General features: G+C 58.6%; 11 protein-coding genes and 1 pseudogene. 5 read left to right on the forward strand and 7 right to left on the reverse strand.

Annotated elements, in window-relative coordinates; all coding sequences use genetic code 11:
* The first annotated feature begins 52 nt into the window (after window positions 1-52).
* Complete coding sequence (locus WP12_RS10330) at window positions 53-2,212, forward strand: TonB-dependent receptor (protein ID WP_052730308.1); 2,160 nt, start codon at window positions 53-55, stop codon at window positions 2,210-2,212.
* Window positions 2,213-2,799: 587 nt separating this feature from the next.
* Here WP12_RS10330 and WP12_RS10335 read toward each other — a convergent pair.
* The gene (locus WP12_RS10335; RefSeq protein ID WP_052730309.1) at window positions 2,800-3,384 is read right to left on the reverse strand and encodes a nuclear transport factor 2 family protein; all 585 of its coding nucleotides are present in this window, start codon (window positions 3,382-3,384) and stop codon (window positions 2,800-2,802) included.
* 117 nt (window positions 3,385-3,501) lie between these two features.
* Window positions 3,502-4,686 carry an LLM class flavin-dependent oxidoreductase gene (locus WP12_RS10340; RefSeq protein WP_046193637.1) on the reverse strand — a complete coding sequence of 395 codons (1,185 nt, stop codon included), beginning with the start codon at window positions 4,684-4,686 and terminating at the stop codon, window positions 3,502-3,504.
* An 817-nt stretch (window positions 4,687-5,503) separates the two neighbouring features.
* Here WP12_RS10340 and WP12_RS26455 point away from each other — a divergent pair.
* From WP12_RS26455 to WP12_RS10355, 4 genes and pseudogenes are all read left to right on the forward strand, one after another.
* Window positions 5,504-5,671: pseudogene (locus WP12_RS26455) on the forward strand (acyl-CoA dehydrogenase family protein); the annotation flags it as partial.
* Window positions 5,672-5,965: 294 nt separating this feature from the next.
* A complete protein-coding gene (locus WP12_RS25805; RefSeq protein ID WP_235399091.1) occupies window positions 5,966-6,589 on the forward strand; it encodes a hypothetical protein in 624 nt (207 codons plus the stop codon).
* A gap of 85 nt (window positions 6,590-6,674) precedes the next feature.
* Window positions 6,675-7,592 (forward strand): quinone oxidoreductase family protein, encoded by a 918-nt coding sequence (locus WP12_RS10350; protein ID WP_160299203.1) that lies wholly within the window; start codon window positions 6,675-6,677, stop codon window positions 7,590-7,592.
* 159 nt (window positions 7,593-7,751) lie between these two features.
* Window positions 7,752-8,807, forward strand: coding sequence for a phosphotransferase family protein (locus tag WP12_RS10355; protein ID WP_046193640.1), 1,056 nt, complete (start codon window positions 7,752-7,754; stop codon window positions 8,805-8,807).
* 107 nt (window positions 8,808-8,914) lie between these two features.
* Here WP12_RS10355 and WP12_RS10360 read toward each other — a convergent pair whose 3' ends face one another.
* The 5 genes from WP12_RS10360 to WP12_RS10385 all read right to left on the reverse strand — a co-directional run bounded on the left by WP12_RS10360 (window position 8,915) and on the right by WP12_RS10385 (window position 14,922).
* Window positions 8,915-9,520 (reverse strand): VOC family protein, encoded by a 606-nt coding sequence (locus WP12_RS10360; RefSeq protein ID WP_046193641.1) that lies wholly within the window; start codon window positions 9,518-9,520, stop codon window positions 8,915-8,917.
* A 200-nt stretch (window positions 9,521-9,720) separates the two neighbouring features.
* Window positions 9,721-10,209: an SRPBCC family protein gene (locus tag WP12_RS10370; protein WP_046193643.1), complete on the reverse strand. Its 489-nt coding sequence runs from the start codon at window positions 10,207-10,209 to the stop codon at window positions 9,721-9,723.
* A gap of 20 nt (window positions 10,210-10,229) precedes the next feature.
* Window positions 10,230-12,200 carry an oxidoreductase gene (locus WP12_RS10375; protein WP_046193644.1) on the reverse strand — a complete coding sequence of 657 codons (1,971 nt, stop codon included), beginning with the start codon at window positions 12,198-12,200 and terminating at the stop codon, window positions 10,230-10,232.
* A 58-nt stretch (window positions 12,201-12,258) separates the two neighbouring features.
* On the reverse strand, window positions 12,259-12,654 hold the full coding sequence (locus WP12_RS10380; protein WP_160299204.1) for a putative quinol monooxygenase: 396 nt from the start codon (window positions 12,652-12,654) through the stop codon (window positions 12,259-12,261).
* Window positions 12,655-12,699: 45 nt separating this feature from the next.
* Window positions 12,700-14,922 (reverse strand): TonB-dependent receptor, encoded by a 2,223-nt coding sequence (locus tag WP12_RS10385; RefSeq protein WP_046193646.1) that lies wholly within the window; start codon window positions 14,920-14,922, stop codon window positions 12,700-12,702.
* Window positions 14,923-14,925: the final 3 nt, after the last annotated feature.

Consider the following 14,925-nt stretch of genomic DNA (forward strand, 5'->3'; position numbering starts at 1 on the left):
ACATATGCTCATGAGAAAAAGACACCTATCAATACTCTTTTGCACGTCGGCTATGGCGGCGATCACCGCACCAGCGTCAGCTCAGAGTGTAGCGACGACTTCAGCGACTGAAGCCAGTGATAACCAGCTTGGCGAAATCGTCGTTACCGCGCAGAAGCGCGAGGAAAGCCTCCAAAAAGTGCCAGTGCCGATTGCCGCCTTCACGGGCGCGACCCTGGCCGCGCGAGGCGTCAAATCCATTGCCGAACTGACCTTCATAACGCCGGGCCTGCAAATTGGCTCGCAGAACGGATCGGTGCAGCCATTCCTGCGCGGTATCGGCAATTCGGGCGCGGCCGTCGGTAACGAGTCGAGTGTCGCAGTCTATATCGACGGCGTATATTATACGACGGTGCCTAGCGGCGCCTTCGCGCTCGGCAATATCGCCCGTGTGGAGGTTCTGAAAGGCCCGCAGGGCACGCTTTTCGGCCGCAACGCCAGCGGTGGCGTCATCCAACTGATCACAGCGGATCCATCCCATAGCCAGAAGCTCAAGGGCAATATCAGCTATGGAAATTACAAGACTGTCAATGGCGATCTCTATGCCTCGACAGGGCTGAGCGAGACAGTCGCTATCGACTTGGCGCTGAGCGCCAACAAGCAGTTCGATGGATATGGCCGCAATGTTGTGACGGGTGCGCGTAACGGCTATGCCGATTATTATACCGCCCGTTCGAAGCTGTTGTTTGAACCGTCAACCGAAACCAAAATTACGGTCGGCGCGGCATATTCCTACTCGAAGCCTAGTTTCCAGGGCGGCACCTTCCCCGGCACGACCCACGGAACCTTCACCGCCCCCTTCGTTCAAACGCCCACCGTGGGCTTTTTCGACCGCACCGATGATATCGAATCCTTTACGAGCTTTAAACAGTGGCTGGTCTCGTTGAAAGCAGAACAGGAACTGTCATTCGCGAAACTGACGAGCACGACGGCCTATATCCACAGCACAAGTTACGGAAGAACCGATGGCGACTTTTCGCCGCGTCCGGATTTCGATATCGTCCTACCTGCGAAGACGAAGCAGTTTACTCAGGAACTGCAGCTATCATCCTTAATGGACAGCCCTTTGAAATGGGTTGCTGGCCTCTATTATTATCATTCTCTGCAAGCCTATTCGGGCGTGGAGTTCCGCGGAACGATCTTTGGTCCAGGCTTTGATACCTATGGAAAGCAGATAGCGGATTCCTACGCTGGCTACGGCCAGGCCAGCTACGAGATCATTCCAAAATTGTCGCTGACCGGTGGGCTGCGATATACCTACGACAAGGCGAAGGGATCGGGAGGTTCGACTGCACCTGGCGCTCCGTTGACGGCCGCCGGCACAGTCACCGATACTGCGAGTACGAAGAAGGTAACATTCAAAGCCGGAGCGGACTACCAGCTGAACGATGATGCCCTGCTATATGCGTCGATGAGCAGGGGATTTAAGTCGCTTGCTTATAATATTATTCCATTCGGCTCGCATAATGAACCTGAGGTACTGGATGCCTATGAGGTCGGCTTAAAGAGTGACCTGCTCGATCATCGGGTGCGGTTGAACTTGTCGGCATTCTACTACCAACTTAAAAACCCGCAGGTTCAGCTGCTCGCTACGGCAGCGGTGATCCTCTCGAACGCCGACAGTGCTCGCGTCAAGGGCCTCGACCTGGACATCACGGCGCTTATTACCAAGGGCCTCACGCTCCGGATCAACGGGACCTATCTCAACGCGAAATACAAGGTCTATGGCGAACTCGATGCGGCGGGCAATTGCACGATCCGTTGCGCGCCTTCCAATCCTCCGGCTCCGGCACCTGGTTACGGCACTTTGCCACCCATCGGCATCCAGGCTGGCGGAAATGCCATGCCGCGCTCGCCGAAACTTTCGGGGGATATCGGCGTGGACTATGTAGCCGATGTCGGCAGTGGAACACTGACCTTTACGGCCGATTATTCGTATAATAGCGGCTATTATTTTGAGCCGGACAACTTTCTGCACCAAAGAAAATTTGGCCTCATCAGCGGTCAGGTCAAATATTCTCCGGAAGGAAATTTCTACGTTTCGGTATGGGGGAAGAATCTGAACAATAAGCATTATGTCCAATATGCAGGCGCGCAAAATGGACCGGCGGGTTATCCCTTCACGGGTGGCGCTCCCCGGACATATGGCCTGACCCTGGGCTTCGCCTTTTAGACCCGCATGATTTGATCGCCCCTCAAAAGTAGGGCGAGCTTACCGCCATTGTCACCGGTCGATTGGTGTCACGTCACCGATCCGACCGTGCCAATGGCGGTATCGCTATTTAGGGCACGGCTAACACCGCAATGTTACGGCGCTGGGGCACCACGCGATGCCATCCCGCCCTCGATCGGTATCCGGCCCAGGAGAGGCACCCGCTACATTGGCGTGTTTGCGCCATTCGTTGATGGCGAAGGCGTCACATGGACCGGAACGGAGAGCTGCAATAATCTGATATCCCGCCTCGCCCGGGCAATTGGGAGATCCACGCACAGGGCATGGTCGCGCCAGACCACGGCTGCAAGCCAGGCTGGAATAGAGGCCGGGAAAGCTGCGCAACTGGCCGACCTCCCATCGGATCAGCATCATGCGAGTATATCGCGATCATTCGGCCGCCCGCCGCTCATGAGCAGGCTCCAAGTCTGACGCAGAAGCTCCGGGCCAAAAATGAAAACATCACGTACGCGACTACGCGCACGTGATGGAGTCTTACAGCTTGTTCCTAGTCTTCGTCTTCACGAATCCCGAAGGATGCCCAATATTTATAGGGCCGGCCGCCAATCGGCGTTCCGCTCTTCCGCTCCCCGCTCGAGCGGGGAATTGGCAAGAACCGTCCAGCTGAAATCGTCCTTGGTCGCGCCGAAGCTTTGCTGCGGCATATTGGCGAACGGAAAGATGCTGTCATCCCACGGAACGCTTGGGCCAACGTCGCGATACCAGTCATACATCACGGCGCGGTGGATAAATTTCCATGTGTCGCCGCGCTTTTCGATGCGATCGGCAAATCGAGCGCCGATGAAAACATCTTTGGTTGCACCGCCCTCACCAATCCGATGGTAAGCAAAAGCATAGGTTTCGGCATTGGCAAAATTACCCCGCAATTCGATGTAGGACTGGCCGATTGTGTGGTTCATCCGCATCGTGGGCCAAATGGCGTCCAGAGATTCACAGAACTCATAGCCTGTGCATTCCAGCATGCCGTGACTATCCCACGCCTCCGGCCAATAGGTCGAGGTTACGAGCGCCATATCCTGACGATCCACGCCGCGCGCATAGCGGGCGATGTTCTGCCGGATTTTTTCGCGATCGAGAAGGTTCTCGAGAGTCGCTATAGTGTCGTCGCTCATAATCTCTCCATCGGTTATATGGTCAGCACTGTGCCCGTGAGCACAAGAGCTAATATGTCCGAAGCTTACCCATAAAACTGAGCCACATTCGGGTTCTGTCGACGGTATGACCCGCCGCTATTTTTTCGTTTCGTAATCGAGCACGGCTTTCTCTTGGGCTTGGGTAAGGCCGCCGATGAAAGCCGGCGCGTTGGCGCCCACCCATGCCAGAGAATTATACCGCGCGGTGTTGGAATGTTGAAAATGCGGCATGACGTAGCGCGCAAAAAGCTCATAGGAGCGCCGGGTCGCGTCGAACGACGCACAATTGTGGGCCAGAAACAAAAATGTTCCGAAGCCTCCCGATCGGGCCTGTAGATTTTCGATATAGGCAATCGCGTCGTCGGGCGTGCCGGCCATCAGGACGCCGAACATTCCCAAGCCCTCCCCGGTCCACAATTTGATCGCGTCATCGGCGTTGGCGACTTGAGTCATCGAAGGCGGGGCAAAATCCCCCAAGAGGCTGCAGAAATATTTCACGAATTCGAAGGTGCCTTCCTTGGCCTCTTCCCATGCCTGTTCACGTGTCGGCGCGATGTGCATCGGTGCGGCAACCCGCCAGCGATCGCGCGAAACATGTTGTCCATGCTTCGCTGCTTCGCTCTCGCAAATGTGCCAATGCTCCGGGAGCGCAGAATAACCGGCAACGCTCGACGCAGCGAGCGACAGCATCGACAAGCCGAGGCGGCCAGCAAGCGCCGGGCCCGACGGCGTGACTGACGCCGCAACCGCTATTTCCATACGCGGGGTCTGATAGGGGCGAAGATGGAGCTGGGCCTCGCGCAATTTGAACCAGTCGGTGTCACGGGAGACAACCTCGCCTTCGAGCAACTGGATGATGCTTTCCAGAGATTCCACCATCATACGACGCTGATCGGTACTCTTTATGCCCATCATCGATGCGTCCGAGGGAAGCTGCCCCGGCCCGGCGCCCAATATGATGCGGCCACGCGTCTGATGGTCGAGTTGGGAGAAGCGGTCCGCCACGATCAACGGGTGATGAAACGTCAGTGATGCCACGCCAGCGCCGAGCCGAATGTGCTTGGTCCTCTCCGCGGCAGCGGCCAGAAAAACCTCTGGACTACCGATAAGTTCGGTGCCGGCGGAATGATGCTCCCCCATCCACGCTTCGTCGTAATCCAGCTTGTCCAAAAGAGCGATCAGCTCCAGATCGCGTTCAATCGCAAGCGTCGGATTTTCTTTGAGCAAGTGATAAGGCGCTATGAATGCTCCAAAACGCATTCGCTGCGAGGACCGTGTCATTCTATTCTCCGGTAACATCAAGGTAATGAGATCTGACAGATCATAATGTTGGGCCGAGCAGCCGAAGCCGACCGGGTTCATTGGTCTATTGGGACTATCTGTTGCCAGGTATCCAGGCCCATGGGCGCTGATACAAAGGGAGGTCGCGAGATGGCTCGTCGCGCAGTGCCGTCCTCTCGCATATCCGCCCCAGCCTAATAATCGAGCTGAGAGCCCCGTTCTGCAACGCAGCTGCCAGAGGCTTATTTTTCTACGGATCCGCCCCTATGCGGTCAAATAATTTATCGTGATCAGACAATAGATATTATGCATTATCACGAGACTTAATCCGGGCTGGCCCAGAGATGAATAACGACAGTTTCCCCTGCAGTACGGCGCCACAGGACCGAAGAGCGTGCGAGGATGGGTACAGTCCACGATCGTAACGTAGCTTAGCCGACTTTCGCCGAAGAAACCCAGAAACACATGCAATCGACGCATTATGTGATCAGTTTATATTATTTGACTGCATTTCTACGCGCTGTGTAATCACCGTGGGCATGCCTTATATCTGGGCGATCGGAGAGACGGCCTAAGGAATCCTGCAGACCGCTCGGCCTCACGCTGATGTCGCAGCATAATATACCCATGCCGTGCTGAAATCAGAAGGAACAATATGCCAAGCGAATTGCCGACAAGCATCATTCAGCCCTGTTATTCTCCCGGGGATGACTGGCTTACGCGCGCGGAGCTGGCAGAACTGACGCCAGACATCATTCGGCAGCGGATGGTCGCTCTTCAACCTCTGATCCGCGAGCATTCGCGCGCGAGCGAAGAAATGCGCCGCCCTGCGGATGAGGTAATATCCGCGCTTCGCCGAAGTGGCTATTTCTACCTTCTGATCCCCAAAAAATATGGTGGTCTGGGCGCTACCCCCGATGAATATGCCCTTGCCACTATCCCAATCGGCGAGGCGTGCACCTCGACGGCCTGGGTGGCGTCCTTCGTCGCTGTGCACAATTGGTTGCTGGGTCATTTTCCCGAACAGGCCCTCCAGGAAACATGGGGCGGGGGATTTCCCTATGTCTTTGCGCCTGTCGTAACAAATCCCGCGGGCAAGGCAGATCCAGTCGAGGGGGGCTATCGGATAAGCGGCCGGTGGAAATTTGGAACGGGCGTCATGCATGCGGACTGGATCGTCGGCTTTGTGCTCGCTCATGGCCCAGATGGGCCGGAGATGAGGATGGCGCTATTTCCGGCAAGCCAGGGGACCGTAATTGATACCTGGCATACCGATGGCATGCGGGGGACCGGAAGCCACGACATCATGGTCGAAGACATCTTCGTGCCGCATCATATGACAACGCCGCTGGCACCCATCTTCAACGCTGAAAGTGGCGCCGCAGAGCGGCACGAAAGCACCAATTATGATTTCCCGGCGATGCCCTTCCTGTCCTTTGCCGCATCGCTTTCCGCGATAGGCGCGGCCAAGGAGGCCGTCGCCGCAATAGCCAAAAGGCTCGCAGTGCATAAATGGATCGGCGAAACCGTTGCCCAGGTCGAAAAGCCGCTTTCGCAAGCACGCCTTGCAAAAGCCGACCTTCTAGCCCGGACGGGCGAATTACTCATCCGTCAGGCAGCGCAGGAAATGCCCGGATACAGGTCGTTGAGCGTGGCTGAGCAGCTTGCGGCGCGGTTGCGCTGGCGCGCCCAGATCGCCGAAGGACTTCACCGGTGCCACGAGGCGATCACCACCGCCTGCGCGTCGGCAGGCTCCAGTCTCCATTTTCTGGACAATCCCCTGCAGCGGCTGATGCGTGACGTCGCGGTCCAATCGACGCATGTCGGCTTCGATATCGACGCGGCGCTGGAGCAATATGGCCGCAACCTGGTCGGTCTTCCGCCCACGGCCGTGCTGTTCTGAGGCTCGAGCGGCGCATCCTTCTCGTTGCGGTGCTCGACCCGCCCGATTTCGCAGCGACGAGGACTGGATAGCCATGCGCGCCGCCATGATTACGGAAAGAGCAGGGACGCCTGCGGTCGGCTACGCGACCGAGCCGGATACGCAAGATGGCTGTTACAAGCTGAAAGTCCTGGCGGCTGGACTGCAGCCAACCGATATATTGCGATCGCGCGGTATCTATAAAGCGCCGGAGCTTCCCTACATTCCGGGGGGCGAAGGTGTTGCCCTTCTAGCTGACGGAAACAGGGTCTATTTCGGGCACGCTATTCCATCCTGCGGCGCGTTGGCCGAATGGACGATCGTACCCAAGGAAGAGGTCTGGCCGCTTCCCCCGGATATCGACGAAGGACAGGCAATCGCCCTCGCGATCGCTGGCACCGGGGCGTTAATTCCGCTCCGGCAAGCCAATATTATGCCTGGGGACAATGTGCTCATTCTAGGCGCCACCGGACCGGTTGGACAGGTAGCGGCGCAGGTCGCGCGAGCCATGGGGGCGGGACGGATTGTCGCCGCCGCGCGTAGCCTGCAGCCGCTCCTCAGGCTTCGAGAGCGCGGCATCGTCGATGATATCGTCCAATTGGGTCTCGGCGACGACGAGAAATCTTTGAAAGACAGCGCGGGTGAAGGATTTACCGTCATCTTCGACGCGGTGTTCGGCGCCCCCCTTCGCGCCGCGCTGCGGGCATCCCGATATCATGCACGGATAATCTGCGTGAATCTCGCCGGCGGCGATGATGTAACGCTTAACGGGGGGGATATCGCCCGCCGCACGCTTCATGCCGTCGGGACGGGTTATCGCCCGCCGGCCGAGCGCCGGGCCGCATGGGAATATCTCCTGCTATTGGCCCGAAAAGGGCGAATGGCGGTCGATTGCGTCTGGTTCGACCTTGGTCAGATATCGTCGGCATGGGCACTGCAGCGCGCCAGCCCCGCCGGGAAAATCATCGTGCGCGTTTCGCAGTGACCAGGCAAAGATCGACCTGATGAACTGATGGTTTGCTGTGCGCGAACATCTTTGACGGCCTGGTGATCCCCCCGATTGCCGCGCCAATATCAAGCGGAGAAAAAAGTGTCGGCGAAATGCTTTACTCCTGAAGCTCTCGGGCCGCTGAGGGATTGGCTCGTGAACAAGCTTCCCGGGCTGAACGACATCGAGATCACAAGCCATGCGAGCCCAGGCGCCGGCAAGTCAGCGGAAACGATCTTGTTTGATGTGCAGGGCAACGCCAATGGATCGAGAAAGAGGGTAGAACTGGTACTCCGTTGCCAGATGGAAGGCATGGAACTGTTCCTGAACGCCGATCTTCGCTGGCAGTATAGGGTCGTCGAAGCCCTATCTGCCTTTTCCCGGATAGCTGTTCCCGAGCTTCTTGGTATCGAGATGGATCGCTCCGTTTTGGGCGTTCCATTTTTCGTTATGAAACGTATGCCCGGACGCGTGCTTCCTCAGGTTCCGAACTATAACCTATCCGGTTGGCTCGTCGACCTGGCCCCGGCTGAGCGGGAACGCGTGTGGCTCAATAATGTCGAAGCGATAGCCGCGGTCCACCGCCTAGCGTGGCGGAACGGATTCGAGTTCATGGGGCAGCTCGACGCGGGCGCTCCGGGGCTCGAGCAATATCTCAATCATATCGCGCGCTGGTTAGACTGGGCCGCCGATGGTGATGAACAGCCGACGATCCGCGAGGCACTGGATTGGCTAGGCCGTAATCGGCCGGCCGCGGCACCCGTCGGGCTGTTGTGGGGGGACCCTACCCCCGCCAATACTTTATTTGGCCCCGACCTGCGCGTGACCGCACTTCTGGACTGGGAGATGGCGTGCCTGGGCCCGGGAGAGATCGACCTGGCGTGGTTTCTCATGTTCGATAGCTTTTACAGTCGCTTGCGTGGGGTATCACGCCTGCCAGGGCTTCCGGACCGAGCTCAGATAATTTCGGCCTATGAGCAGGCAGCAGGGCGCCGGGTGGATAATATCGAATATTATGAAATTCTTGCGCTTGTGCGGTTCGCGATCATCTTCATCCGCGCAAGCGCCAACTTCACGGCGCGCAATCAGGGCGAGATCATTGATGCCCATACCCACAACCCGCTCACCGCTGAAATAGCCAGGCGATTGAGCCTGCCTGTTCCGCAGCCGGGCGATGGCTGGAATCGATTGATGTCGCCCCGACACAACTGAGCGCCGAATGGTCGCGCCTAAGGCCGGCTACACCGCCTGTTCGTCCTGACAGCGAGGACACAGGCTATGGTACGGACGCCCGTCCCGCGCCAGGCAGTGCCGCGCTGCTATCCGTGTACGGTAATATTACCCAAGGCGCGCTCACGCTCGATCGCGTCAAACAATGCCTTGCTCACATCACTGCCTTTTTCCGTGGCCTCTGATTTGACCTGCTCCCAGAGCGCCAGATCTCTGGCGGCCTCTTGAGGGTGGTCGTTCCAGGTCGGATCGAGAGTCGTCGTGATTTCGGACCGGAGCCCGTTATTGTCGGAAAAATAAACGCTGTAGATGATCCCGTGATCGATCGGCCCGGCGATCACGACACCTTGCGATGTAAGCCACTCCGCCCAGGCATCGACATCCTCCCGGCTGTCCACCTCAAGTGCCAGATGGTTGAATACGTGATGGGCGAGATGCGGGACCGGCTGCCGCGCGGGAATCCCCGGGCACTCGAAAAAGGCGATGTGCGAACCGTCGAGCAACCGAAAGAAAATGTGGAAATAGGGCATTGGCTCGCCCGTGGATGGGAGCCGGCTGTCCATGACGGCGCTGCAAAATTCCAATCCCATGACGCGCGTATAAAAGTCCACCGTGGCCTTGGCATCATAGGTTATATAGGCGGTATGATGCACCATATTTGGCGTCGGGTGTAATTTCGCGGCCGGCTGTTGCATATCTTTACCTTGTTATACACGCTGATGATGCAGAACCGTTTTGCTGCTTCTGGGCGCGCTTGTGGGCGCGCTTGCCAAAGCGTCGCTTCCCCCGAATATTAATAACGATGGAAATTCCGTCCAATAATATTCGATAATCGAATTATAGCCTTTCCACATATTGCGATTGCTTGAGGGAAGCTCTGCGAAGGCGATGCGCATCAGCCTCTTTCGCGTTGCACCGCGCGCTCAATACCCCTGATGATCGAACGCTCATAAACATTTTCGAGGAAAGTCACGGTGTCTTCAAGCGAGGCCGCATCCGCGACATCGAACATTGCGCTGCACGTGACGCGCGCACTGGTTTCGCTCAACGCATCGACGAAGGTGGTGGCCATATAGTTGGTCAGACCATCGGGCACGCCATTGAATGTGTAGAAAATCCGGCGTGCCTCGGGATAGGCGTAAAGCAAAGTCTCCTCGAAAGTCGGCGGAAAGCCTGTCGAGGTGTCGAAATGCATGATCCGCGTGCAGGGCAGCATATTGACGTCATCGCCGTCCTTCAGCGTTACATTGAGCAGCGGCGCCGGCTTATCCTCGGTGGGAGTCCATTTCATTACCGCCGGCCAATCGCGCAGCATCGTCCAGAACGCGTCAGCAGAAACGGCGACATCTCCGGTAAAATGGGCAGTTCCGCGAACATATTTCATGCTGTTCTCTCCAGATTATATCAAACGGACGCGCCCGCGAGGTGCCCCTCCTGAACGGCGATCGGCAGCTGGCGCGGTGAATTGGCGTCACCGACCAGTCGGACGTCCGCACAACGGCCGGCAAGCGTGGTGAACAGCGCCCGGTCAGAACGGTTCTGCGACACGAAGATGACGGTGTCGGCGGGCAACACGGTCGTGGGACCACCATTGGATCGGAAGTAGACCGGCCCGATATGAACCGAGTTCTTGTCGATCCGCAGGGCACGACTGCGCAGATGTGCCGTAAAGTCGGTCCCCGTCATACGCTGCAACGCCGGCTCGACCATCTGGGGACTTTCCATGCGCGGCGCGAGCGAGGTGAAGCGCGTCACCAGAGCAACCGCGAGACCTTGGCCGGCCAGGTGTTCCGCACAGGCCAGTGCCTCATAGTGGCCGCTGTCGTCAATCACGACCGCGCTGCTGCCCAGCATATGCGGACCGCCAAGAAACAGGTCGTTGCTCGAGAGAACGTGCGACTGCTCCATGCCCAGAATCGGAGCCCCTGGGTTGGAGTTCTGAACCCCGTCCATCCGAGGAAGCGCGCCCGTCGCCACGATGACCGCGTCCCATTCCGCCGCGTCCACATCGCCTTCCTCGATGTAGGTGGAAAGCCGCACTTCGACGCCGAGCCGATAGACTTCCTCTTCCAGCCAGGTCGTGAAATCGCGCAGCCCATGTCGCATCGGCGCGCGGGATGCAGCGATGATGGTGCCGCCGAGATCTGCGGTGGCCTCGGTCAACGTAACCTTATGGCCGCGCAAGGCGGCCACGCGCGCCGCCTCCATCCCCGCCGGCCCGCCGCCGACGATCAGCACGCGCTTCGGCATCACGGCCGGGACGAGCCTGTCATCCCCTACCCTGAGTTCCGCTCCAACGCCCGGATTGACCGCGCAGCCCAGATGATAGGGCGCCTCCATCACGCGCCCCAGGCAGCCCTGATTGCAAGCGATGCACGGCCGGACCTGTTCAGGATGCCCCGCGGCCGTCTTGTTCACCAGATCAGGATCAGCGATCAGCGCTCTCACATAGGATACCATCGAAGCCTCGCCCGAGCGGATGACCTGATCGCCTTCCTCCAGGGTACGAAACCGCCCGGTGACGATGGTTGGCAAGCCGGTCGCGCGGGCGATGGGGGTGCTCGTCGGCAATTCATATCCGGCCGGTTCGTGCATGCCGCCGATGATCTTGGCGAAATTCTGGTAATTGCCGAGAGATATGTTCACATAATCGACAAGCCCACGATCCTCCAGCGCCTGTACGATCCGCAGCGTCTCGGCGACGTTGATGCCGCCTTCGATCTCCTCGGGCGCCACGCGCACCCCAACCGGGAATCCCCTGGACACCGACGCGCGCACCGCGTTCAGAATCTCTTCGAGAAAACGAAGCCGGTTCTCGAAGGAACCGCCATAGTCGTCATCGCGAAAATTGGTCGACGGGGACAGGAATTGTGCGATCAGATAGCCATGAGCCGCGTGGACCTCGACGCCATCGAGACCCCACGCTTCGCAGCGCCGCGCCATATCTGCATAGGCGCCGACGATCTCATCGATCATCGCCTTCGTCATCGGAATTGGCACCTGGCCAAACATCGGGCTGGGCAAATCCGATGCGGACCATGGCGGGCTCCCGTCCGCCGGCAGGGCGTTATGCCCTCCATGCCACAGCTGTTGGAACAGCTTCATCCCCGTCGGCGCAACGGTATCGACCAGCTTACGATAGCCATCGGCGATATTCGGCGCGAAACCGTTGATCGTCGATGGAGTACTCCAGTGCACGGCGAGGATCTCGATGATGGAAAGCCCTACCCCGCCGCGCGCACGCGCCGCATGATAGGCGATCAGGTCGTCGCCCATTATGCCTCGACCAAGATAGCTGCCATGGGCAGTTCGCACCACGCGGTTTTTGATCTGCGCGGTGCCAAGTTGAATCGGCTTGAGAATGTGGGTCAGCATCGTTGGTCTCGCGCAGGCGGTGCTGATTGGCGCGTCGGCCCATCAACACCGAAAGCCGCTAGAGGAATTGTGTCTCGAGCTCGCCGCTGCTCGGATGATGACTGGACGCGCCGGCCGGAAACGCGTCGAATATGCTTCGATCACTCTCCAGACCACTGAGCATTTGCAACGTCATCGGCTCGGAGCAGCAATCGATCATCTTTGGTATCGCCTCCTTGAAGCGCTCCGTGTTGCGCACCTGCTCGGTCGCTTCCTGGCTCTTCCAGGACTCAATCAGGACAAGCTCATTGGGATTGCGGGCCCAGCCATAGAACATGAAATTGGTGTCACGTTCCATGACGTCGATAAAGCTCTGCCACAGCCCATTGAACACCGATAGAAACTCTTCCCGGCGACCTTCTTTGATCACGAATTTGCAAATGAACGCGCTTTCCTGGGTGAAGATTTTGGCCATCTGCATGTCTCCTGTCGTCGCCTGATCGCCGGAAAAAAGGCGGCTCTAGAACGAATATTGAACCGTCGCGCCGTAGGTCCGCGGCGGTGCATAAGAGACGCCATCGGTAGCCGATGTGATGAAGCTGCTCTGAATTACTGCCTTGTTGCTCAGATTCTTGCCCCACAGGGTGAACCGGAGGCCGGAAGCTGGCAGTTCGTACCAGATCTGCGCGTTAAACAGCGTATATTGCTTCTGCCGCACGCGGTTGCTCTGTTCGAGCGGAACGTCGTCGGTGTGATACATGTTGGCCGATCCGCCAAGCTTACCGAACTCGAACTCATGCTGGTAAGTGGCCGCAAGGTTCAGTGTCCACTTGGGCGCTCGTGATACTTGCTGCCCGCTCAGATCGGCGTTGGGGATGACGACATTGCCGCCGATCGGTACGCCCGCGCCATTGGTGATGGGCACCAGGATGCTGGCGGGGTTATACCGCCGATACCGCGCATGCAGCAACGACAGGCCGCCGTTGAGGCTGAAATCAGGCGTGATCCGCACCGTTGCATCGGCGTCGAGACCATAGTTGCGCGCCGAACCCGCATTCTGCAGCGCGTCGAACAGGCCGTTGTTGAACTGCACCTGGAGATTCGAATAGTTCAGCAGAAACGCGGCGACGTTGAAGTCGAAGATCCGGCTGCTCGTCTTGAACCCGACCTCATATGATTTGATCTTTTCCGGGTTGACTGGGATCGTAGCGAAGCTGTTGAGGTCGTAGACGCCGCTTTTGAAACCTTGGCTGTAAGTGGCGTAGACGTTGGTGCGCGGTGCCACCGCATATTTGAGCGAGAACCGTGGCGTGATCGCATCCCAATGCTTCTTGTGAAGATCCGTGCCGGCGATGAGCGCAGAGATGCCGCCGGTATATTGTACGGTACGGCGCTCATAGGAATAACGAACGCCCGCGATCGCCGTCAGCCGGTCGGTGACGCTGACATTTGCCTCGGCATAGGCCGCATAGGCTCGCACCGTTTCGTCGCCCGGGATCTCTACCGGCACGCCCAGCGTATTGCCCACGCCAAATGCGTAGCCCGAATTGTCCCGATAGTAGAACAGGCCGGCGACGATCTGCACCGCACCAAACTTCTCGGAAGAGAAGTTCAGCTCCTGAGTGAAATTCTTGTCGGGCTGATAGGTCGCGAAACTTACGATCTCAGACGGGCTGGAATCACCGTCTGCGGAAACCCGGATCTTGGAGTTCTGATAAGCGGACAGGGTCGATAGCGTGCCGACGCCCTCTATCGCCCAATAGGCCTTCAGGAACGCATTCCAGCTCTTCACATCCAGCAGCGACGGGAAATTGACCGAAGTGGTGTACGGCTCGGTAGCGATCGGACCTCCGAGCGACTTCCCCGAGGTATTGCCGTCGAGCGCGGCGAACAGGAACAGGCTGTTGTCGATCCGGTGCGAATATTGCCCGCCGACCACGAACTTCAGATCTTCGGTGGGCTCGTAGAGCATCTTGGCGCGGATAAGGCGCGACTGCACCTTGCCTTCGCGCTTGCCGCCATTGAGCAGGTTGTGGATCCAGCCGTCATTATCCTGATACAGGCCGGAGATGCTCACCGCGAGTCGATTGTCGATCAGCGGCGCGGTCACGAAGCCCTTGGCCAGGAATTCGTTGAAGCGGCCATAGCCGAGAGTGAAGGACCCGCTCGGCGTATATTCCGGATCGCGAGTGAATATCTGCAGCGCGCCGCCGGTGGCGTTGCGCCCGAACAGCGTTCCCTGCGGCCCCTTCAGCACTTCCACCCGGACGACATCGGGAAGGTCGATATTATTCGCGGCCTGATTGGGCTGGTATATCCCATCGACATACAGCGCGACATTGGCTTCGGCGCCGGGCGCAGTGGATGCCGCCGTGACACCGCGGATCGACGGCTGGGTGTAGACTCCAAGCCGTTCCATGCGCAGCCCCGGCGTGACCATGACCAGTCCCGTGCTATCGGTGACGCCGGCCGCCTGGAGCTGAGCGCCCGACTGTACCGACACGGTGATCGGCACGTCGGTCAGCCGCTCGGCCCGGCGCTGCGCGGTAACGACGATTTCTCCGGGCACAGCATCGTCAGCCGCGACCTCGGCCGTCTGGGTCTCCGCCGCGGATGGTTGAGCACCTGACGGCACAGCCTGGGCGTAGGCCGCCACCGGCATCAACGCTGACACCGACGCGCAAAGCATCGCCTTCACCGCGGCGTGGCCGATGACTGCACGATCGAGATTGCCTAATACCATGTG

It is taken from the genome of Sphingomonas sp. SRS2, from assembly GCF_000971055.1.
GTDB lineage: Bacteria > Pseudomonadota > Alphaproteobacteria > Sphingomonadales > Sphingomonadaceae > Rhizorhabdus.

Coding starts and splice junctions, on each gene's coding strand:
- WP12_RS10330 (WP_052730308.1), top strand. CDS start 53: ATGGCGGCGATCACCGCACCAGCGTCAGCTCAGAGTGTAGCGACGACT.
- WP12_RS10335 (WP_052730309.1), bottom strand. CDS start 3,384: ATGAGCGACGACACTATAGCGACTCTCGAGAACCTTCTCGATCGCGAA.
- WP12_RS10340 (WP_046193637.1), bottom strand. CDS start 4,686: ATGACACGGTCCTCGCAGCGAATGCGTTTTGGAGCATTCATAGCGCCT.
- WP12_RS25805 (WP_235399091.1), top strand. CDS start 5,966: ATGCGGGGGACCGGAAGCCACGACATCATGGTCGAAGACATCTTCGTG.
- WP12_RS10350 (WP_160299203.1), top strand. CDS start 6,675: ATGATTACGGAAAGAGCAGGGACGCCTGCGGTCGGCTACGCGACCGAG.
- WP12_RS10360 (WP_046193641.1), bottom strand. CDS start 9,520: ATGCAACAGCCGGCCGCGAAATTACACCCGACGCCAAATATGGTGCAT.
- WP12_RS10370 (WP_046193643.1), bottom strand. CDS start 10,209: ATGAAATATGTTCGCGGAACTGCCCATTTTACCGGAGATGTCGCCGTT.
- WP12_RS10375 (WP_046193644.1), bottom strand. CDS start 12,200: ATGCTGACCCACATTCTCAAGCCGATTCAACTTGGCACCGCGCAGATC.
- WP12_RS10380 (WP_160299204.1), bottom strand. CDS start 12,654: ATGGCCAAAATCTTCACCCAGGAAAGCGCGTTCATTTGCAAATTCGTG.
- WP12_RS10385 (WP_046193646.1), bottom strand. CDS start 14,922: ATGGTATTAGGCAATCTCGATCGTGCAGTCATCGGCCACGCCGCGGTG.